The sequence below is a fragment of the Streptomyces sp. UNOC14_S4 genome, assembly GCF_020740835.1.
GTDB lineage: Bacteria > Actinomycetota > Actinomycetes > Streptomycetales > Streptomycetaceae > Streptomyces.
The window spans coordinates 1-20,107 of sequence record NZ_JAINFC010000010.1; the positions used below are offsets into that span (position 1 = coordinate 1).

18 protein-coding genes are annotated in these 20,107 nt (G+C 73.6%); 2 read left to right on the top strand and 16 right to left on the bottom strand.

All coding sequences use genetic code 11. The features are described 5' to 3' along the window. Positions 1-92: 92 nt before the first annotated feature. The 10 genes from K6I34_RS01895 to K6I34_RS01940 all read right to left on the bottom strand — a co-directional run bounded on the left by K6I34_RS01895 (position 93) and on the right by K6I34_RS01940 (position 12,563). The gene (locus K6I34_RS01895; RefSeq protein ID WP_229322215.1) at positions 93-1,181 is read right to left on the bottom strand and encodes a 3-deoxy-7-phosphoheptulonate synthase; all 1,089 of its coding nucleotides are present in this window, start codon (positions 1,179-1,181) and stop codon (positions 93-95) included. Then, positions 1,178-2,077, bottom strand: a complete 900-nt coding sequence (locus K6I34_RS01900; RefSeq protein ID WP_229322216.1) for a diiron oxygenase — start codon at positions 2,075-2,077, stop codon at positions 1,178-1,180. Before K6I34_RS01900 ends, K6I34_RS01895 begins: the two co-directional genes overlap by 4 nt. Then, positions 2,074-2,619 (bottom strand): hypothetical protein, encoded by a 546-nt coding sequence (locus K6I34_RS01905; protein WP_229322217.1) that lies wholly within the window; start codon positions 2,617-2,619, stop codon positions 2,074-2,076. The genes K6I34_RS01900 and K6I34_RS01905 overlap by 4 nt, the downstream gene beginning before the upstream one ends. Then, entirely contained in the window at positions 2,612-4,807 is a 2,196-nt protein-coding gene (locus K6I34_RS01910) for an MMPL family transporter (protein WP_229322218.1), read from the bottom strand. Before K6I34_RS01910 ends, K6I34_RS01905 begins: the two co-directional genes overlap by 8 nt. A 91-nt stretch (positions 4,808-4,898) precedes the next feature. Then, a complete protein-coding gene (locus tag K6I34_RS01915) occupies positions 4,899-6,116 on the bottom strand; it encodes a beta-ketoacyl synthase (protein ID WP_229322219.1) in 1,218 nt (405 codons plus the stop codon). After that, positions 6,113-6,430: an acyl carrier protein gene (locus tag K6I34_RS01920; RefSeq protein ID WP_229322220.1), complete on the bottom strand. Its 318-nt coding sequence runs from the start codon at positions 6,428-6,430 to the stop codon at positions 6,113-6,115. Before K6I34_RS01920 ends, K6I34_RS01915 begins: the two co-directional genes overlap by 4 nt. Before the next feature lie 43 nt (positions 6,431-6,473). Further along, positions 6,474-7,499, bottom strand: a complete 1,026-nt coding sequence (locus K6I34_RS01925; protein WP_229322221.1) for a 3-oxoacyl-[acyl-carrier-protein] synthase III C-terminal domain-containing protein — start codon at positions 7,497-7,499, stop codon at positions 6,474-6,476. 379 nt (positions 7,500-7,878) lie between these two features. Beyond that, complete coding sequence (locus K6I34_RS01930) at positions 7,879-8,772, bottom strand: SDR family NAD(P)-dependent oxidoreductase (protein ID WP_229322222.1); 894 nt, start codon at positions 8,770-8,772, stop codon at positions 7,879-7,881. 93 nt (positions 8,773-8,865) lie between these two features. Further along, a complete protein-coding gene (locus K6I34_RS01935; protein ID WP_229322223.1) occupies positions 8,866-10,713 on the bottom strand; it encodes an ABC transporter ATP-binding protein in 1,848 nt (615 codons plus the stop codon). 47 nt (positions 10,714-10,760) lie between these two features. Then, positions 10,761-12,563, bottom strand: a complete 1,803-nt coding sequence (locus K6I34_RS01940) for an ABC transporter ATP-binding protein (RefSeq protein WP_229322224.1) — start codon at positions 12,561-12,563, stop codon at positions 10,761-10,763. Between the two features lie 175 nt (positions 12,564-12,738). On the opposite strand from K6I34_RS01940, the gene K6I34_RS01945 reads away from it, so the two are divergent. Continuing rightward, on the top strand, positions 12,739-13,731 hold the full coding sequence (locus K6I34_RS01945) for a phosphotransferase family protein (RefSeq protein WP_229322225.1): 993 nt from the start codon (positions 12,739-12,741) through the stop codon (positions 13,729-13,731). A gap of 26 nt (positions 13,732-13,757) precedes the next feature. Here K6I34_RS01945 and galE read toward each other — a convergent pair whose 3' ends face one another. Both galE and K6I34_RS01955 read right to left on the bottom strand, forming a co-directional pair. Then, positions 13,758-14,732 carry a UDP-glucose 4-epimerase GalE gene (gene galE, locus K6I34_RS01950; RefSeq protein ID WP_229322226.1) on the bottom strand — a complete coding sequence of 325 codons (975 nt, stop codon included), beginning with the start codon at positions 14,730-14,732 and terminating at the stop codon, positions 13,758-13,760. A gap of 6 nt (positions 14,733-14,738) precedes the next feature. Next, complete coding sequence (locus tag K6I34_RS01955; protein ID WP_229322227.1) at positions 14,739-15,431, bottom strand: HAD-IIIA family hydrolase; 693 nt, start codon at positions 15,429-15,431, stop codon at positions 14,739-14,741. On the opposite strand from K6I34_RS01955, the gene K6I34_RS01960 reads away from it, so the two are divergent. Beyond that, positions 15,407-16,546, top strand: a complete 1,140-nt coding sequence (locus K6I34_RS01960; protein WP_229322228.1) for a glycosyltransferase family 4 protein — start codon at positions 15,407-15,409, stop codon at positions 16,544-16,546. The genes K6I34_RS01955 and K6I34_RS01960 overlap by 25 nt on opposite strands. A 95-nt stretch (positions 16,547-16,641) precedes the next feature. Here K6I34_RS01960 and K6I34_RS01965 read toward each other — a convergent pair whose 3' ends face one another. The 4 genes from K6I34_RS01965 to K6I34_RS01980 are packed head-to-tail and all read right to left on the bottom strand — an operon-like array spanning position 16,642 to position 20,106. Next, the gene (locus tag K6I34_RS01965) at positions 16,642-17,502 is read right to left on the bottom strand and encodes a hypothetical protein (RefSeq protein ID WP_229322229.1); all 861 of its coding nucleotides are present in this window, start codon (positions 17,500-17,502) and stop codon (positions 16,642-16,644) included. Positions 17,503-17,540: 38 nt separating this feature from the next. Beyond that, entirely contained in the window at positions 17,541-18,545 is a 1,005-nt protein-coding gene (locus K6I34_RS01970) for an alcohol dehydrogenase catalytic domain-containing protein (protein ID WP_229322230.1), read from the bottom strand. 55 nt (positions 18,546-18,600) lie between these two features. After that, positions 18,601-19,239: an SIS domain-containing protein gene (locus tag K6I34_RS01975; protein ID WP_229322231.1), complete on the bottom strand. Its 639-nt coding sequence runs from the start codon at positions 19,237-19,239 to the stop codon at positions 18,601-18,603. Positions 19,240-19,293: 54 nt separating this feature from the next. After that, the gene (locus K6I34_RS01980; protein WP_229322232.1) at positions 19,294-20,106 is read right to left on the bottom strand and encodes a phytanoyl-CoA dioxygenase family protein; all 813 of its coding nucleotides are present in this window, start codon (positions 20,104-20,106) and stop codon (positions 19,294-19,296) included. Position 20,107 lies beyond the last annotated feature (1 nt).

Here is a 20,107-nt window from a genome sequence, read left to right on the forward strand (position 1 = left end):
TGCCGGACACGAACCGCCCGGCCGCGGCCTGAGCCGACCCGATCGCGGCGGTGCGGCCCATTCCCGTGGGGCATGGGCCGCACCGCCGTCGCTCAGTACAGCCCGGCGACGGAGAAGGCCAGGTCCAGCAGGCGGCCGCGGGAGTGGGCGCCGCCGTCCAGGTGGAGGCCGCCCGGGTGGGTGCCCAGTGCGCGGTGGACCTCGAAGAAGCCCTTCGCCTCCTCGTACGCCGCGTCCGGCCAGCCGGCGCAGAACAGCAGGGGATCGCACACCCACACCGGGAGGGCGCCGGTCGCGGCGGCCTTCCCCACGAGGTCCGGGAGGACGTCGCGCACCCGGCCGGCGCCCGTGCCGACGATGAACGTGAGCCGTCCCGGCTCCCGCGCGGGGTCGAGGCGCTCGACGAGCGTCAGTACGTCGTCGGGCGTGGTGCCGGGACCGATGCGCACGCCGATCGGATTGCGGAGGCGCGCGGCGAGCGCCACGGCGGTGGCATGCGGCCGTTCCGCCCACACCATATGGGCGGAGGCGTCGTGCAGGCCCTCCGCCGCACCCGGGCCGTCGGCACGCCGCAGGGCGCGTTCGTAGTCCGGTACGGACATGGCGTGTCCGGTGAAGAACTCCGCGCCCCACAGCGCCCTGGTGTTCACCCCGCAGGCCATCATGAAGCGCAGGGCGCCGTCCATCTCGGTGACGACGGGCGCGTGCCGCCGCCCTCCCGGGTCGTCGGTGACATGGGCCCGGTTCCACTCCTGGACCTGTGCCAGGTCGGCGTACCCGCCGCGGAGCAGCCCGCGTACGAGGTTCAACGCGGCGGCCTCGCAGCGGTATTCGCGCAGCCCCGGGTCCGGCCCGCCGATCCTGCCGACCCGTACGACGGGGACGGCCATGGCGTAGGTCAGGACGGCCGACATCTGGAGCAGCGTCCTCAGCCCGGTGTCGATCGCGTCGGCGAACCCGGTCGCGAGGCTCTCCGCGCAGACCGGTGCCTGGAGCAGGAACGCCTCGCCGCGGGCGACGGAGGCCAGGCGGGCGCGGAGTTGCCCGCACTCGGCGGCGAAGACGAGGGGCGGGCGCGAGCGCGGCTCGCCGCCCGGGCCGGGGAGGGCGACCAGTTCGGGCCATTCCGGGTGGCGTCCGGGAAGGGGGCCGGACGGCGGAATCAGGTCGACGGCGGTCATGGCATGAGCCCCGCCCGTCGCCACCAGTGACGCTGACGGGGGCCGATCATGCCCGCTTCGGTGAGGAAGGCCACGGCCTTCTCCCCGGCGCGCAGCATGTTGCGGCGGTAACGCGGACTGCGGCGGGCCTGCCGCTGGGCCTCCTTGGGGTCGAGGCCCACGGCACGGTAGATCCGGGGGTCGGTGAAGTGGCGGGTGAACGCGAGCGCCGCGGCGATGCCGGCCGTCTCGCGGTGCAGTTCCCGCCGGGGCGCCGACAGTCCGTCGACGGCGCGCAGCAGTTCCGAGCGGGCGAAGCCGACGTGCCGGGCCTCGTCCGCGACGTGGAGCCGGCAGATCTGCCGGATGAAGGGCTGCACCCGTTCGTCCCGCATGGCCTCGCGCTGCCAGTGGTCGTGGACCTCCTCCACGGCCAGGATCACGGCGAAGGCGCCCGGCCCCCGGCAGACCGCCGGTGCGACCGCTCCCAGGGCGCGCGACCAGGGGACTCCCGTCCCCTGTCCGCCGCCGTCGAGCCGTTCGATCGCCCTGCTGAACATCAGGGAGTGCCGGGTCTCCTCCCCGATCTCGGTGAGGGCGTAGCGGCTGCGGCTGTCCGCGAAGTCCCGGCCCGCCACATAGCGGGCCAGGAGCTGCATGAGGATCAGTTCGGTCCACATGCCCGCGCTCATCAGCCCCACGGCCTCGCTGCGGGACAGGGCGATCCGCTGCCCGTGGTCCATCCGTTCCCACAGGTCGGTGCCGTACAGCGACAGCACCTCGGGCGGGGCGTACCAGGTGTCCTCCAGCAGGGGCGTGTGCCAGTCGACGGCGGTGTCCACGTCCCACGCGTGCTCGGCCGAGGCCCGCAGCAGTCGTTCGGCGACCCGCCCGGGGTGCTGTGCGGTCGGGGTCATCGGACGAACGTCACCTTTCCCCACCCGTTCACGGCGCGCAGCCCCGTGGTGGAGCACTGGGTGACGTCGCTGGTGGGCACGGCCGAGCCGGTGACACGCGCACCGGCCAGCGCGCCGTGTACGACAGTGCCGCTGAGCAGGGCGTCGGCCGGGTTGTAGCTGTTCACCTGCCGGGTGCCCGGCCGGAGCGTCGAGGTGCCGACCTTGCGCCCGGCCCCGTCGTACCAGGTGATGGTGGCGCTCCCCCGCACGCCGGAGGTGCTGGTGCAGTTGGCCTGTCCGGTGCCGTGGAAGCTGAGGCGGCCGCTGCGGAGGCGGGTCTGGGTGCGGTCGGGCGAGAAGCAGTCGGTCAGGTGGAAGGTGCCCGACGCGGTGACGGTGCGCTGACGCATGCTCAGCGGCGGGGTGAGGGTGACGGGCTGTCCGGGGTCGGTACGGGCGCCGCAGGTGAGGGCGACGCCGACGGCCCGTACCGGGGCGCTCCCGGCGGTGGTCGCCGCGATCGCGCAGACGGCGGCGACCACGGCGGTTCGTCTAAACACGCTCGTAGGTACGTGAGTTCGGTACGCCTTGGGGTTCCTGTCCATACGGGTGTCCTCCGGTGGGGCGGGCTGCGCGGACTGGTGGGAGGAATCGGGCCAGCGGCGCGGGGAACCACCAGTTGCGGTGGCCCATGAGCCGCATGAGCGTGGGGACGACCACGATCCGGATGAGCGTGGCGTCCAGGAGAACGGCGACGGACACGGCGAACCCGAGCTGCCGGATGTCCTGGCGGCCGGCCGTGAGCAGGCCCGCGAACACGACGGCCATGGCACCGGCCGCCAGGCTGATCGGGCGGGCGGTACGGCTCAGGCCGTGGGCGACGGCCTCGCGGGAGTCCCCCGTCCCCCGGTAGTGCTCGGTGATCGCGTGGACGAGGAAGACCTCGTAGTCCATCGACAGGCCGAAGACGATGGTGAAGGCCAGCAGGGGGATGACGTTGTCCACCTCTCCCCCGGGCGACCACGCGGTGAGCAGGCCCAGGGCGGCGGCGATGGAGAGCAGGTTCATCGCGATGGCCTTGAACGGGATGAGGACGCTGCGGAAGACCGCCACGAGGAGGACGAACGACACGGCCAGGACGAGCGGCACCGCCCGCCGGAGCGCGGCGAGCAGGGCCGCCCTCAGATCGATCAGCGCCGCCGACGCCCCTCCGACGAACACCGGATGACCACGGGAGAGGGTGTGCTCCGCCGACGAGCGGACGTCGCGGACCAGCGCCGCGGAGTCCTCGCTGTCGGCGGGCACCCGCTGCACGATGACGAGGACCGTGAGGTCCTTGCCGTTGTCGAACGCCGCGGTGAAGGCGACACGGGGGTCGGTCCGCAGCTTCTCGGTGAGGGCCGTGGTGTCGACCGGGCCCGCCGTCCCGGCGTGCGGGAGGGCGACGACGCTGCCGCCCGCGATACGGTCGCGTTCCATCCGCGCCATGCCGCGTCCCGCGTCGCTGTGCGCGAGCGCCGGGCGGTCGATGCCCATCCAGAGCCTCAGCCCCAGCGCGGGCGCGGTGGCCAGCGCGAGCACGGCGAGCGCCGCGAGCAGGAACGGCCAGGGGCTGCGCATCAGCCGACGGGCCCACGAGGCCCAGCCGGCGGAGGCGGGAGGGGACGGCCGGCCGCGGCGGCCCGGCAGCGTGCCCCAGCCCAACAGTGGGTCGACGCGCGGCAGGACGCGCGGCAGCAGGGTGGCCGCCGCGGCGTAGGTCACGCCCGTGGCGATCAGGGCCGCCAGGCCCATGGTGCGGACGTACACCAGGGGCACCGCCAGCAGGGCCGCGCTCGCGAGCAGGACGGCGAGCGCGCACCACCGCACCGCCCTCCCGGCCGTCGCCGAGGCGTGTGCGACGGCCGCCGTGGGCGTGGCGCCCTCCGTACGGGCCCGTCGGTAGCGCACCAGGACCAGCAGGGCGTAGTCGAGGCCCAGTCCGAAGCCGACCGTGGTGGTCACGGCCAGCATCAGGGTGTCGACGTCCGTCGCCAGGCTCAGCAGCGACAGGGCGCCGACGCCGACGGCGACGCCCGCGCCGGCCACGAGCAGCGGGACGAGCGCCGAGCCGAGCGACCCCAGACCGACGGTCAGGAGCAGCAGCGCCAGCGGGACCGTGACGGTCTCGGCGCGCCGCAGGTCGTCGATGTCCCCGCGGTTGAGCTCGGACACCACGGCCGTGAGGCCGACGAGGGAGACCGTGACGCGTCCTCGGGAGGCGTGCGCGGCGGCGCGCCGGGCCTCGTCCCGCAGCACCGGCATGTCGCGCTGGCGCTGCCGTTGGTCCCCGTTGACGCCGAGCAGGAGGTAGGCGTGGTGCAGGTCCTGGCCCGGCTGCTCGGGAACGGGCAGTGCTCCGCCCACCGCCGGCCGCGCGGTGAGCGCGCGGGCGGTGTCGAGCACGGCGTCGCGGTACGGCTCGTCGCTCGCCCGCAGTACGGGCGAGTCGAAGGCCAGCATCACCTGTTCGGTGCCGACCCGTGGCATGCCGCGGGTGAGGAGTTCGGCCGCGCGGGCGGACGGTGAACCGGGAACGCGCGGGGGCGGGGCGTCGAGGCCGTCGAGGCGCACCAGGGCGAGGAGGGCGGACGCCAGGACCAGTACCGCCCAGACGACGAGCGGCCACCGGCCCCGGCCCGGCCGCCGGGCCCCGGGCTCCTCGGCGGGGAGCGTCCCGGCATCTTCCGTAGCAGTGCCAGAATTCACCGATTGCCTGCCTTCGTTGCGCCGTCGGACGAATATCGGGTCCCGCCGGAACGGGTGGCCCCGCACGGCCGGGACGGCCCCTCAGGCCCGGTCAGGCTCGGCGGAGGACCAGCACCGTGTTGTGGCCGCCGAAGCCGAAGGAATTGCTCGCCACCGTCTCCACCCGGCACGGCCGCGGGACCTTCGCCACCACGTCGAGGTCGATGTCGGGGTCGAGGCGGTCGAGGTTGGCGGTGGGCGGGATCATCTGGTGCCGCAGCGTCAGGACGGCGAGCACCGCCTCGACAGCTCCCGCTGCTCCGAGCGTGTGCCCGGTGACGCCCTTGGTGGACGTGACGGCGGGCGGGCGGCCGTGGAAGATGCGCCTCAGGGTCACGCCCTCGATGCGGTCGTTCATCGGGGTGGCGGTGCCGTGGGCGTTGACGTGTCCGATGTCGGCGGGCTCCAGACCGGCGTCGGCCAGTGCCGCCCGGTAGGCCCGTTCGATGCCGGTGCCCTCGGGGTGCGCCGCGGCGTAGTGGTAGCCGTCGGTGGAACTGCCGTAGCCGCAGAAGTAGGCGTGCGGCGAGGCGCGACGGGCCCGCGCGTCCTTCGCGCGTTCCAGGACGAGGATGCCCGCGCCCTCGGCGAGGACGAAGCCGTCGCGGTCGGCGTCGAAGGGGCGGCTCGCGCCCGCCGGGTCGTGCAGGCGGGTGGACAGGGCGCCCATCTGGGAGAAGGAGAGCGAGGTGACGGGGTGGCAGGGCGCCTCGATGCCACCGGCCAGCACGATGTCGCAGCGGTCGGCCAGGAGCAGGTCCCGGGCGACGCCCAGCGCGGTCGCCCCGGAGGCGCAGGCCGTGGTCACCGCCATGCTCGGGCCGTACGCGCCCAGGGCGATGCCGATCTCGGCGGCGGGGGCGTTGACCATCGACCGCGGCACGGTCAGCGGCGAGACCGCCGCATAGGCGTGGTCGATGTACTTGCGGACCGAGGCGACGATGGTGTCCTTGCTCTCCGTGCCGACGCCCACGACCACCCCCACCCGCGCGCCGTCCCAGGAGGCGGGGTCCAGCCCGGCGTCCGCGACCGCCTCGTGGGCCGCCGCCAGCGCCAGGTGCGCGGAGCGGTCCATGCGCCAGACGTCGCGCCCGAGCAGCGCCTTGACGTCGAAATCGGGGACGCGGCAGCTCAGCGGCACGGGAACGTCACCGAGCCGGGGGTCGAGGGCGGCCGTGGGGACGCCGGAGCACACCCCCTGCCATGTGGACCCGGCGTCCGCCCCGGCCGCGGTGAGGAGGCCCAGGCCGGTGACGGCGATGTCGCTCACGCCGAGGGGACCGGGGTGTCGGCGGCCGACGGCGAACCCTGCCCCGGCACGGGCTGCGGCCCGCACGGCTGCTCGGGCTGCGCCCGCTCGATCGCGGCGACGGCCTGGCCGAACGTGGTCAGCAGCGACTTGAGGGACTCGTCGTCCGTGGGCACGCGCAGCCCCAGCTCGTCCTGGAGGACGCACATCAGCTCCACGACACCGAGGGAGTCAAGACCCAGGTCCTCCAGGGTGCTGTCGGGGTGGACGACGTCCTCGGGGATGTTGAAGTGGTGGACGAGGCTGTCCTTGATGGGCTCGTAGAGGGAGGTCATGGGGTGCTCCTCGGTTCGTTCCGGTTCGTGCGTGTCGATGTGGTCAGAGACGGATCACCGTCAGGCCCGCGCTGCTGCCCGCCGCCAGGCCGGTGAGGGCGACGAGGTCGCCGGGGTGGGCCAGCCCGCTCTCCAGCGCCCGGGAGAGCTGCAGGGGGAGAGAGGCGGAGGCGACGTTGCCGTGCCGGGGCAGGGTGAGCACGAGTTGCTCGCGGGAGACGCCGAAGTCCCCGCCGCAGACGGCGTCCAGGTCGGCCAGGGCCACTTGGTGGATGCCGACGAACGCGAAGTCGGCGGCCGTCAGGCCGAGCTCGTCCAGCAAGGACAGGACCCGCGTGTGGAAGAGGGTGTTCATGCTCTCCCGCATGCGCGTGCTGTCCATACGGAAGTGGCCCGCGTCCACGCCCGTCTGCCCGCGTCTGGCCGTCCCGCCGAACGGGACGCTGGCCGACGCCCAGGCCGTGGACTCCGCGGCGAAGCGGCTGCCCAGGACACCCCGGTCGGTGCCCTCCTCCGCCGTCCACAGCATGGCCGCTCCCGCGTCGGAGAAACCGTACGAGGGAAAGGCGCGCACGAAGGACGCGGCGTCCGGGACGCACAACGGGCTGGTGAGCGAGGGGGCTTCGCCGCACGCGATCAGAACCCTGCGGTACCGCCCGGAGGCGATCAGCGCCTGGGTGAGCTCGATGGCGTTGAGCACGCTGTTGCAGGCGTTCTTGACGTCGAACACCGGGCAGTTCAGCCCCAGCTTGGCGGCCACGATGTGGGAGGTCGCCGGTTCCAGCATGTCCTGGCTGGCCGCGGCGAACATCATCAGATCGATGTCCTCCGGCCGAGTGCCGCACTCGGCCAGCAACTTGCGCGCCGCGCTCGCCGCGAGGTCGGAAGCCTGCTGGTCGTCGGCGATCAGATGGACGCCCTCCACCCCGGTCAGCTGCGTGATCAGCCCGGGCGGAGGGACGAAATCCGGGCTGGCAGCGGCGATTTGCGCCTCCCGCTCGGCCATGGGGACCCAGCGCTCGGGCAGGTGGGCCGTGACGCCCGTGAGACATGCTCGGAGTTCGCTCACGGGCGGCAAGCTAGCAATCACGCTGCGCGGATTTGACACTCCCGCGCCGCCTTATTGGCCACCTTTGATCACAGTTGACCGTTTTTCATCCAAACGCCGGACGATAAGCATAAATAGCTTTTTCGGAGCCAGGCGGCCCCGTCAGGGGCGCGGGGCTGCGTTGCATTTGCGGCTCCGCCGCGGGGCCAGGGGGCGAAGCCCCCTCAGGGGCGCGGGGCTGTGACATTGTGCGGCTCCGCCGCGCGGGCGCGACGCCAGGACCAGGGGGCAAAGCCCCGTCAGGGGCGCGGGGAACTGCGCGCCCAGCCACAACGGCCCCTCAGCCGCACACGCACACCAAGAGGCACCCCGGTAGGCGCCCCCGCAAAACAACAGAAGCTCACCACGGCGCACACCACCGCTTCGCCGCGTACTCCACCGCCCGATGCGACCGCTGCGCACCGAGCGCCACCCGCTTCACATGGTCCCCGACCCGGAACGGACTCACCGCGTCGGCCACGACGCCGACCTTCGCCTGGGCCCCCACCACGTAGCGCGCCCGCGGGCGCGGCGCGGACAGCGCCCGGTGGATGGCGGCGACGATGGGGTCCGGCCCCGGCAGCGCCGTGGCGCTGGCCCGCAGCTCCGCCGCCGCGGCCCCGTACACCCCGGCGAACGGGGAAGCGCCCGCCGCCAGCCGCTCCAGCCGCTCCGCCGCCCGGTCCTGGATGGCGCTCGCGTACATCCCCGCCTCGATGACGACGACCCGCACCCCGCTCTGCCCGGTCTCCATCCGCAGGGCGTCGTTCACGGCGCCCAGGGCCGACTTGCTCGCGCAGTACCAGCCCATGGCCGGCACGGACACCCGTCCCGCGAGCGACGAGATGTTGACGATGCGGCCCTCGCCCCGGCGCCGCATCGCGGGCAGGACCAGCCGGGCCAGCCGGGCCGGGGCCAGGACGTTGACCTCCAGGATCTCCCGCGCGGCCGCGTCGTCGACGTCCTCCACGGCCCCCGGCACCGGGATGCCCGCGTTGTTGACGAGTGCCCACGGCCCGCCGTCCGTCTGCTCGGCGACCGCCTCGCAGGCGTCCCGGCAGGAGCGCGGGTCGGCCACGTCGAGGAGGACGGTGCGCACCGGCAGGCCGTACTCGTCGGCCGCTGCCCGTAGTTTCGCCGCCTTCTCCTCGGTGCGGGCCGTGGCGAACACGTCGTACCCCGCGGTCGCCAGCCGCAGGGCGGCTCCCATGCCCACCCCGCTCGTCGCACCGGTCACCAGCACACTGCGCCCCATTCGGGCCTCCCTCGACGTCGTCCGACACGGTGTCGGGCTGTCGGCCACTGTGCCGGACATTCGGGGCATTTCCGTCGAGGCGTTCCGTACCGCTCACCCTCCTGACGTCGCCGACACCCACGTCGCGTACAGCCGGGAGAAGGGCCCGCCCGCGGCGACCAGGGTGCGCGGGGGGCCGTCCTCGACGATACGGCCGCCGTCCATGACCAGGACGCGGTCGGCCGACAGGACCGTGGACAGCCGGTGCGCGATGATCACCGCGGTGCGGCCCGCGAGCACCTTGGACAGGGCCACCCGCACCGCGCGTTCGGTCGGGATGTCCAGGCTCGACGTGGCCTCGTCGAGCAGCAGGACGGTCGGGTCGGCGAGGAACGCCCTGGTGAGGGCCACCATTTGGCGCTGGCCCGCCGAGAGCCTGCTGCCGCGCTTGCTGACCTGGGTGTCGTAGCCGTCGGGCAGCGCCTCGATGACCCCGTCGGCGTGCACGGCGGCCGCCGCGGCGCGGAGGTCCTCGCGCGTCGCCTCCGGGCGCGCGAGGAGGAGGTTCTCCGCGACCGTGCCCGTGAAGAGGAAGTTCTCCTGCGTCACCAGGACCACCTCGCGGCGCAGCGCCGCGTCGGGGAGGTCGCGGAGGTCGACGCCGTCGAGGGTCACGCGGCCCCCGGAGGGGTCGTAGAACCGCGCGGCGAGCTTGGCCAGGGTGGACTTGCCCGCGCCGGTGGCGCCGACGACGGCCACGGTCTGGCCCGCGGGCACGGTGAGGTCGAACCGGGGCAGGACCGGCGGACCGGCGGGCGTGTAGCGGAAGTCGACGCCGTGGAAGGCGAGGCGTCCGCGTTCGGGGCGGTCGGCGGGCAGGCCGGCGGGGGCCGTCGGCTCGGGCACGGAGGGTTCGACGGCCAGCAGCGCGGCGATCTTCTCCAGGGCGGTGCTCGCCGCGACGTAGAGGTTGGTGAAGTGCGCCAGTTCGTCGAGCGGGTCGTAGAACTTGCGGAGGTAGAGGACGAAGGCCGTGAGGATGCCGAGCCGCAGGCTGCCCTCCGACAGCCGCCAGCTGCCGATGGCGAGGACGAGGACGAGCGCGGTGTTGCCGACCAGGCGCACGCCGGACGTGTAGCGGGCAACGACGCCGAGCGCCTCGGTCTGGGCCTCCAGGAAGTCCTCGTTGAGGGCGTTCATGCGGGCGGCCTTGCGGTGCTCGGCGCGGAAGGTCTGCACCGCCCGGATGCCGCCCAGGGTCTCGCCGAGCTCCGTGAGGATCTCGGCGACGGTGTTGCGGGCCCTGCGGTAGGCGCGGCGCGAGCGCTCGCGGAACCAGCGGGACAGCAGCAGGAGGGGGACGAAGGAGACCAGCACGACCAGGGCCATGGGCACGTCGAGCCAGATCAGGAGCACGGCGATGCCGAGCACGGTGAGCAGGGAGGTCAGCAGGCCGTCCAGGCTGCCCTCGACCAGGTCGCGCACCGCGTCGATGTCCGCGGTCAGCCGGGAGACGACGCGGCCGGAGGTGTAGGCGTCGTGGAAGGCGACCGGCAGCCGCTGCGCCTGCCGGAAGATGCGCATCCGGAGGTCGAGCAGGACGGCCTGGCCGACGGTGCCGGAGATCCGGAAGAACGTGTAGCGGGCCGCGGCCGACACGGCGGTGCACACGGCGAAGCCCGCGACGCACCACACGAGGGTGCCCGAGGCGCCGTCGACCGCGCGCGGCACGCCGCTGTCGATGGCGCGGGCGATGAGCAGCGGCCCGGCGAGCTGGGCGGCGTTCTCCAGCACCAGCGCGGCCAGGGCCGATCCCGCGCGGAGCAGCCAGGGGCGCATGAGGTCGGCGAACAGCCGCCGGGAGCGGGCGCGGACGCGGCGCTGAGTGGCCTTGTCGAGGACGGACAGGTCCTCGGCGGCGTCGAGGCCGGGGTACGTCCCGGGGTACGCAGTGGGGGGCACGGGAGGCGGTTCCGTGGCCGGGCCCGGGGAGGCCCCGGTGGACGTGGTCACCGTGGCATCGCCTCCTGCCAGGGCTCCGGTGCGGACATGAGGTCCCGGTAGTGGGGACAGGTCGCGAGCAGTTCCCGGTGGGTGCCGACGGCCGTGATCCGTCCGTCGGCGAGGACGGCGACCCGGTCGGCCATCCGTGCCGTGTTGGGGCGGTGGGCCACGACGAGCGCGGTCGCGTCGGTCAGCACGCGGCGCAGCGCCTTCTCCACCTCGGCCTCGGTGTGCAGGTCCAGGGCGGAGAGCGGGTCGTCGAGGACGAGCAGGGCGGGCCTGCCGAGGACGGCCCTGGCGAGGGCGAGGCGCTGGCGCTGGCCGCCGGAGAGGGAGAGGCCCTGTTCGCCGATGCGTGTGTCGAGGCCGTGCGGGCGCAGGCCGTCGGTGAACTCCTCGGCGCAGGCGATGCGCAGGGCCTCGCGGATGTCGTGCTCGGCCGCGTCCGGTACGCCGAGGGCGACGTTCTCGCGGATGCCGGCGGAGGAGAGCATCGCGTCCTCGAAGGCGCAGCCGATGCGGGCGCGCAGGTCGTGCAGGGGCAGGTCGCGCACGTCCACGCCGTCGAGGGTGACCCGGCCCGCCGTCACGTCGGTGAGCCGGGGCACGAGGGCGGTCAGGGTGGTCTTGCCGGAGCCGGTGGCGCCGACGAGGGCCATGGTCTCGCCGGGGCGCACCTCCAGGTCGAGGCCGCGCAGCAGGGGCCGGGGGGCGCCGGGGTACTGGAAGTGGACGTTCTCGAAGCGGAGGTGGCCGCGGGGCGGTGCGGCGGGCCGCCGGGTACGCGTCCGCCCGGGCACCGGGTCGGTGACGGCCGGGGCGCTGTCGCGGAGTTCCCAGTAGCGGTCACAGGCCGACGCGGCCGTGCTCGTCTCGGACAGGGCCCAGCCGATGCACTCGGTGGGCCAGCGGAGATAGGTGCTGATGGTGATGGCGGCGACGACGTCGCCGAGGGTGAGGCCGCCGTGGATGATGCCCGCGGTGCCGACGGCGAGCAGCCCGGCGACGCCGAGTTCGGGCAGGACGAGCACGGCGGCGGAGAGGGCGGCCATGATGCGGACGATGTGCAGCTCGCTGCCGCGCAGCAGGCGGGCCTGGTCGTGGAAGAGCCGGGTGCGGACGTGGGCGCGGCCGAAGGACTTCAGCAGCCGCATCCCCAGCATGGTCTCCTCGACGATCGTGGTGAGGTCGCCCGACTGGTCCTGGATGCGGCGGGCCACGGCCTTGTAACGGGTCTCGTTGAAGTAGGAGATGAGCAACAGCGGTGCGGCGCTGCACAGTCCGACGAGGGCGAGCAGGGGCGCGATGGTGAACAGCAGTCCCAGGCCGACGACGAGCGTCACGCTGTTGACGATGAGGAAGAGTGCCGCGAAGGCCAGGTACTTCCGCAGTGTCACCAGGTCGCCCACGGCCCGGGAGAGCAACTGGCCGGTCTGCCAGCGGTCGTGGAAGGCCATGTGCATGCGCAGCAAGTGGCGCAGGAGGTCGTCCCGCATGCGCGCCTCCACCAGGGCGGTGGGGCGGGCGACGAGCTTGCGGCGCGCGTAGAAGAGCAGGGCCTCCCCGGCGCCGAGCACGGCCACGAGGAGGATCATCCAGGGCAGTCCGCCGTAGTCGCGGGTGGCGAACGGGCCGTCGATGATCCGCTGGACCACCAGGGGGATGGAGAGCCCGCACAGCTGGGCGCCCAGGGTCGCGGCGAGCGCTCCCAGGACGGGCCACCGGACGGGCTTCAGATACGGGGCGAGCCGCCGGAGGGAGGCGAGTGACGAACCTGGCCTGCGGGCGGTGACGGGATCGGCGCTCAATGCGGGCTCCTCACGCTGTGCGGGCTCCTCACGTTCTCATTTCCGCGTCCTCGACTGCCGCCTCCCAACCTACCGGCGAACGACGGGACTTCATGTCGCCGGCACCGCCCCGCGTGCTAGCCTGAGGCGAATTCCGCCGCTAATCCCCGCTGCCGCACAGAACGGGAGTCCCCCAGTGCCGGAAAACCGTCCCACGGATCTCGGCGAAATCGCCTCGGACGACATCTACGCGAAACTCCGTAACGACCTGGATTTCTGGGAGCCCTGGGTCCGCCGGGCGCTGGATTCCCTCGGTCTCGCCGCCCCCGGCACGCTGCGCATTCCCGGTGAGAGCACCAATCCGGTGGTGCTCACCGACACCGGTCTCGCCGTCAAGCTCTACGGAGAGCACTGGTGCGGTCCGGAGAACCACGCCGCCGAGCTGGAGGCGTACGAGGTCCTTCAGGGGCACGGCCTGCCGATTCCACGGCTGGTGGCGCGCGGGGAGCTGCGGCCCGGCAGGCCCGACAGGTCCGGCGCGTGCGCCTGGCCGTGGCCGTTCCTGGTGATGGAGACGGCCTCCGGGATCACCTGGCGGCAGGCGATGCCGACGCTGGACCGGCCCCGGCAGCTGTCCCTCGCGCGGCGGGTCGGCGCGCTGGTGCGGCAGGTGCACGAGGTGCCGCTGACGGGTTCGGCCGCCCTGCGGCCGGATGCGGACGTCTTCGCCGATCTGCTGCGGGAGCGCCGCGAGGCCACCCTGGAGGACCACCAGGAATGGGGCTACCTCTCGCCCCGGCTCCTGGCGGACGTCCCGGACTTCCTGCCTGACGTGGACGCGTTGCTGGCCGGGCGGAAGCCGGTACTGGTCCACGGGGACCTGCACGGCACCAACCTCTTCGTCGACCCGGCGGCCGAGCGGGTCACCGGCCTGATCGACTTCACCGACGTCTACGCGGGCGATCCGCGCTACAGCCTCGTCCAGCTGCACCTCAACGCGTTCCGGGCCGACAAGGGGCTGCTCGCCGCGGCGCTGGAGGGCGCCGGGTGGGAGGTGTCGCCCGGGTTCGCCGAGGAGATGCTCCGGTTCACCTTCCTGCACGACTTCGACGTGCTGGAGGAGGTCCCCGCCGACCTGACCGGCGTCGAGGACGTCGGCGAGCTGGCGCGCCTGCTCTGGGGCGTCTGACACGCGGCCCGCGGGGGCGGGGCCTCTCACCGGGCCCCGCCCCCGCGGAGCCCGTGGTGGAACCGGTACGCGTCCTCGATCATGGTGTCGAGGTCCGGCCGGTCCGGCTTCCAGCCGAGCTCGCGGCGGATCCGCTCGTTGGAGGCGACGAGGACCGCGGGGTCGCCGGGCCGCCGCGGGGCGTCCCTCGCGGGCACCGGGCGGCCCGCGGCCCGGCCCACGGCGGCCAGCACCTCGCGTACGGAGAAGCCGGTGCCGTTGCCCATGTTGTAGATCCGGTGCTCGCCGGGCACGGCCCCGCGCAGCGCGGCCACGTGCGCGTCCGCCACGTCGGCGACGTGGACGAAGTCCCGGACGCAGGTGCCGTCGGGTGTCGGGTAGTCGTCGCCGAACACGGCGAACTCCGGGCGCCTGCCCAGGGCGGCGTCCAGGGCCAGCGGGATGATGTGGGTCTCGGGCGTGTGCCGTTCGCCGAACCGCCCGACGGCCCCGGCCACGTTGAAGTAGCGCAGGCTGACGGCGGCCAGGCCGTGGGCGCGGGCGTAGGCGGTGAGCGCCAGGTCCACGGCGAGCTTGGAGTCACCGTAGGGGTTGGTGGGGACGGTGGGGGCGCTCTCCTCGATCGGGACGCGTTCCGGCTGCCCGTAGACGGCGGCGGTGGAGGAGAAGACGATGCGGCCGACCCCGGCGGCGAGCATGGCGTCGAGGAGCGTGAGGGACTCGGTGGTGTTGCCCTGCCAGTAGCGCTCGGGGCGGCGCACCGAGTCGTCGATGAGGGCACGCCCCGCCAGGTGCACCACGGCGTCACAGGTCCCGGGGGCGCCGAGGATCCCGGCCGCCCGGGCCATCGTGCCGCGCACGAAGTCGGCGCCTTCGGGGACGGCTTCGGCGAAGCCGGTCGACAGGTCGTCGAGAACCGTGACCCGGTGTCCCTCCTCGACGAGCCGGTGTGCGACGACGCTGCCGATGTAGCCCGCGCCGCCGGTCACCAGGATCTTCATCAGCGTTCACCTTTCGGCTTTCGGTTCTCGGTTTCCGGCAAGGGGGTTCAGCAGGAGGTCGACCGCGGTCCGCAGGTCGGGGGCGACCAGGTCCGCCACGGTGCCGCCGTGCGCGTCACCGCGCGCGCCGACGAGGCGCACCGTGGCGGTGCCCGCGGCGCGCCCCGCCAGGACGTCCGTCTCCGCGTCGCCGATCATGACGGTGTTGCGGAGGTCGAGGTGCGGGAAGTCCCCCGCGGCGCGCGTCAGCAGGCCGGGGGACGGCTTGCGGCAGTGGCAGTCGCCCTTCTCGTGGACGCAGCAATAGCAGGCGTCCAGAAAGGCACCGGCTTCCCGCAACAATTCCGTCAGTCGATTGTGCACGGCGGTCAGATCACTTTCCGACATGAGTCCGCGGGCCACACCGCGCTGATTCGTCACCAGAATGGCGGGGCGTGCGGCGGCGTTGATCCGGCGCACTGCGGCGGCCGCGCCGGGCAGCAGTGTCAATTGATGCGGGGACGTCACATATTCGCCCGGCGGCGGCTTCTCGTTCAGCGTTCCGTCCCTGTCCAGAAAGAATGCGTCCGGCATGGCGAGGCGCCTGCCCCCGCGATTGCGCACTTCCGTCGCGGCGTTTTTCACGTTACGGTTCCGTTCATTCCCAGTCGTCTGTTCTGGAGGGTGATACCGGAATGGGTCGGACGGATCGAACGGCACCCCGGATTCTCTTCGCCTCGGCCAATGAATCGGCTCCGTGGGGCCCGAGCGAGACCAACTGGGCGCTGGCCGCGGGGCACTGGCTCCGCGAGGGCGCCGACATCCACGCGAGCGTCAAGGGCTGGCAGGAGGTCCCCGCCGAGCTGGCCGCGCTGGAGCGGGCCGGGTGCACCGTGCACCGCAGGTGGGACCCCGAGCCCTACGACCAGCGCCCGGTCCATGAACTCCCATGGTCCGAGCGGCAGTCGAGCATCCTGGAGAAGATCCGCCCCGACTTCGTCGTCGTCTCCCAGGGGGACAACTACGAGGGCCTCGGCTGGATGGAGGAGTGCGGGCGCAGGGGCTTCCCCTACGTCGCGTACTCCAACTCCGCGTCCGACTACGAGTGGTGCCCCGACGACGTCGCCGAGCGGCTGGCGCGCGGCTACGAGGGAGCACTGGCGTCCTTCTTCGTCTCCGAGGGCAACCGGCGGCTGACGGAGCGCCAGGTGGGCGGGCCGATCGCCAACGGGCGCGTGGTGCGCTGCCACTTCAAGGTGGACTACGCCGCGGACCCGCCCTGGCCGGAGGACGACGGCCGGGTGAGGCTGGCCTGCCTGGCCCGCCTCGATCCCAACGGCAAGGGCCACGACGTGCTCTTCGACGTCCTCGCCCTGCCCAGGTGGCGCGAGCGGCCGGTGACGCTCTCCGTCTACGGTGCGGGCTCGCACGAGCGCGTCCTGCGGGCCCTCCGGGACCGGCTGGGCCTTACGAACGTCGAGTTCGCCGGGTACGCCGAGGACATCGAGAGCATCTGGCGCACCCACCACGCGCTCGTGCTGAGCTCGCGTGCCGAGGGACTGCCGACGGTCATCATCGAGGCGATGCTGTGCGGCAGGCCGGTGGTGGTCAGCGACGTGGCGGGCAACGCCGAGCTGCTGGAGGACGGCGTCACCGGGTTCGTCGCCGCCGCCCCCGCCGCCGCCTGCTTCGACGAGGCACTGGAGCGGGCCTGGCGGCGGCGCGCCGAGTGGCCGGAGATCGGCCGCCGGGCCGCCGCGGCCGTACGGCGCGAGATCCCGCCGGACCCCATCGCGCTGCTGGTGGAGCAGTTCAAGGAGCTCGCCGGGGTATGACGGGCGCGGGGGCGCGGCTGGGCGGCGGTGACCGCCGCCGCGCCCCCTGCCACCGCGCCACCACAGGGACCGCCCCCGGCCCCGCCGGAAGCGCATCACGCCTCCCTCAGGTGCTCGGCGGCCGCTTCCGGCTCCAGCGGGGTGAAGTAGATGCCGCTGCCCAGCTCGCCCGCCGCGATGTAGCGGGGCACCCCGGGGGCCCGCCACACGGCGTTGATCTCCACGTACAGATGCGCCCACGGCCAGACGCGGCCGTCGGCGGGGCGCTGGTGCACCCACAGGAAGTACGGGGCGGGGGCGCCGAACAGAGCGTCGAGCCGGGCGAACGCGGTGCGCAGCAGGGCGGCCAGCGCGCCGCGCCCGTCCGGGCCCGCCTCCGTCAGGTCCGCGACGTGCTCGCGCGGCGCGAGCCGCAGGGCGTAGGGGAACAGCGGCGCCTGGGGCACCCAGGCGAGCCAGTCGCCCTCCTCGGCGACCACCAGGTCCTTCGGCGGTGCCTCGCACAGCGCGCAGCGGCCCAGCCCGCCGCCGCGGGCCAGCAGCGCGGCCGGGGCGTCGGGGACCTCGGCGAGGCCGAAGGCCTGGCCGTGCGGGTGGTCCACGGTGGCCCCGGCGTCGGCGCCCCGGTTCTCGAAGAGCAGGACGTAGGCGACGTCGGGGCGGGAGCCCAGCGCGACGGCGCAGTCGTGCCAGAGCTCCACCGCCGCCTCGGCCTGCGCGGTGGTCATGGTGCTCCAGGACGCCTCGTGCTCGGGGCAGTAGAGCAGCACCTCGCACCGCTGTCCGTCGAGCGCGGGCCACCGGTTGGGGAACCGGCGGACCGCGTACGGCGCGGGTGCCTCCAGGCCGCCGGGGCAGAAGGGGCAGTCCGCGGCGCGGTTGCGCGGCCTGCCCCGCCTGCTGCCGTTGACCACCACGCGGACGCCGGTGAGCGGGTCCGTCCGCAGCTCAGCCACGCGGGCCGCCCTTCCCCGCGGCGCGGCCGTCCCCCGGGTCACTCATGGGCACGCACGGCCACCCTGATCGCGTCGCCGTCCTTCTGGTCGGCCAGCAGGAACGCCTTGCCCGCCTCCGCCAGCGGCAGCACGTCGGTGATGACGTCCTCGGTGCGGACGGCGCCGCGGGCGAGCAGGTCGACGGCGCGGGGCATGTAGTGGCCGGGGCCCATGACGCCGATGGTCTCCATCAGCTTGAGTGTCCAGCCTGCGGACATGAGTTCGACCTGCTTGCCGACGCGGTAGCCGATGACGCCCACGCGGCCGCCGGGGGCGACCAGGTCGCAGGCCCGTCGCAGGGCCTCGGGTTCCCCGCAGGCGTCGATGACGACGTCGGGCAGGCCGGCCGGGCCCGTGGCGGCGATCCACTCGGCGACCTGCCCGTCGCCGGAGAGAACGGTGTCGGCACCGAGGCGGGCCGCCACGGCGGCGCGGTTCTCGCGCGGGTCGACGGCCAGGACGACGCGGGCGCCCGTCGCGCGGGCCGCCTGGAGCACGTTGAGGCCGATACCGCCGCAGCCGACGACCGCGACCCGCTCCCCCGCCTCCAGCCGCACCCGGTGCAGCGCGTGCAGGGCGACCGCCAGCGGCTCGGCCTGAGTGGCCGTCAGCAGGTCGAGGCCCGCGGGCAGCGGTACGAGGTTCTCGCCCGGTACGGCGATGTACTCGGCGCAGGCGCCGGGGTCGGTGAAGCCGAACTCCTTCAGCTCCGGGCACATCACGCGCTGGTTCGCGCGACACCACCGGCAGTGGCCGCAGGCCATGGCGATCTCACCGGCCACCCGCGCGCCGGGCGCGACCAGCGGGCTGCGGCTCTCGACGACGACACCGCTCCACTCGTGGCCGGGAACGGCCGGGAAGGCGGAGCCGTGCCAGGCGTTGTTGAAGAGGGAGACGTCGCTGCCGCAGATCGCGTTGTGGGACACGCGGACGAGCGCCCAGCCCTCGGGCGGGCGCGGGTCGGGCACGGTCTCCACGGTCAGGTCGCGTGGTCCGTTCAGCACGGCTGCCTTCATGTACGGGGGCCTCTCCGGTAGTGGCTGCGGGTCATCGGGCGGGTCATCGGTACGCGGGGTCGGCGGCGCTGTCGCGCAGGGACTGGGTGACGAAGTGGAAGATCATGCTGTGCATCGCCTCGGCCATGCCCACGTCCTTCGTGGGGGTGTTGACCTCCAGGTCGGCGAGCTCGCGCAGGGTGCCGCCGGTGCCCGCGGTGACCGCCAGCACCCGCAGCCCGGACTCCCTGGCCCAGCGGGCGGCGGCCACCACGTTGGGGCTGGTGCCGGAGCAGCTGATGGCGAGCAGCCGGTCGCCGGGGCGGGCCAGCAGCCGCAGGGGCTCGGCGAAGACCCTGTCGTAGCCGCAGTCGTTGGCGTAGGCGGTGAGCATGGACAGGTTGTCGGCGAGGGATATGGCCCGCAGCGGGGGCGCGCCCTCGGTGTACGTGCCCTTGAGCAGGTCCTGCGTGAGGTGGGAGGCGGCGGAGGCGCTGCCGCCGTTGCCCGCGAGGAAGACACTGGCGCCGCTGCGCCGGACCTCCTGCAACTCGGCTACGAGCCCGTGCACTTGGCCGCCCATGGCGTCCAGCAGGGGGCCCGCGGTGGCCAGGTACTCGCTCCACCGGTCCTGCGGCCGTTCGTCGCAGGAAGAGCCGGAGGGGCCAGTGGAGGTGTCCGTCGCGAGGGAGTTCTGGGTCATCTGCGTACCTGCCGTCGTGTCGGGGATGCGTACGGCCGCGGCGTCCGGACCGGGTCACCGGACCGGGTCGGGGGACGAGGCCTCCTCCGCCTCGTGGACGAAGTCCTCCTCCACGTCGTGGTCGACGTAGCCGGCCCCGCGCAGGTCGCCGGTCTCGCCGTCGAGCTCGCGCCAGTCGGTGAGGAAGGTCGGGCCGTAGCCGTAGGCCACCAGCAGCCGGTCGCCGGGGGTGCGCTTGCGCCGGGTGCCGTGCATCAGCGCCTCGTTGAGCAGCAGCAGGTCACCGGCGCGCACGTAGAGGTCGGACAGGGTGGGGAAGCCCTCGTCGATCAGCGAGGCGCGGGCGCCGCGCTCGGCGCGCGGGCGCAGCAGCGGGAAGTTGGCCTTGTGCGAGCCCTGGATGTAGCAGAAGGAGCCGTCCTCGCGGGAGGTGATGTCGCTGAGGTAGACGAGGGTCTTGACGTACGGGCAGTAGAGCTTGCCGTCGTGGTAGGTGTGGGTGATCGACATGTCGCGGCCCACGGTCCCGCCGTCGAGGTCGAGCAGTTCGGCGTTGCCACCGTGCAGATAGAGCACGCTGTCGGGGCCGCGGCGCAGGCCGTAGCCCTCCAGCAGGCGCAGCGGCTGGTTGACGACGTCGCGGACGGGGCCGAGGAGTCTCGCGTCGAGGGCGGTCCTGGCGAAGAGCGCGCTCGCGGCGGGGAGATCCGTGAAGCGCGCGGTGTTGGCGAAACCGGAGTCGACCGGTGCGATCCGGTCGAGCTCGGCGCGCATCGCGGCCACCTCGTCGGCGCCGAAGGCCCCGGGGATCAGCAGGAATCCGGTGGTGTCGAAGAGGTAGAGCTGCTCGGGGGAGAGTGCGGTCACG

Excerpts from the sequence above, each read along its gene's own strand:
- K6I34_RS01920 (WP_229322220.1), bottom strand. The coding sequence starts at position 6,430 with ATGACCTCCCTCTACGAGCCCATCAAGGACAGCCTCGTCCACCACTTC.
- K6I34_RS01895 (WP_229322215.1), bottom strand. The coding sequence starts at position 1,181 with ATGACCGCCGTCGACCTGATTCCGCCGTCCGGCCCCCTTCCCGGACGC.
- K6I34_RS01960 (WP_229322228.1), top strand. The coding sequence starts at position 15,407 with ATGGGTCGGACGGATCGAACGGCACCCCGGATTCTCTTCGCCTCGGCC.
- K6I34_RS01900 (WP_229322216.1), bottom strand. The coding sequence starts at position 2,077 with ATGACCCCGACCGCACAGCACCCCGGGCGGGTCGCCGAACGACTGCTG.
- galE (WP_229322226.1), bottom strand. The coding sequence starts at position 14,732 with ATGAAGATCCTGGTGACCGGCGGCGCGGGCTACATCGGCAGCGTCGTC.
- K6I34_RS01975 (WP_229322231.1), bottom strand. The coding sequence starts at position 19,239 with ATGACCCAGAACTCCCTCGCGACGGACACCTCCACTGGCCCCTCCGGC.
- K6I34_RS01930 (WP_229322222.1), bottom strand. The coding sequence starts at position 8,772 with ATGGGGCGCAGTGTGCTGGTGACCGGTGCGACGAGCGGGGTGGGCATG.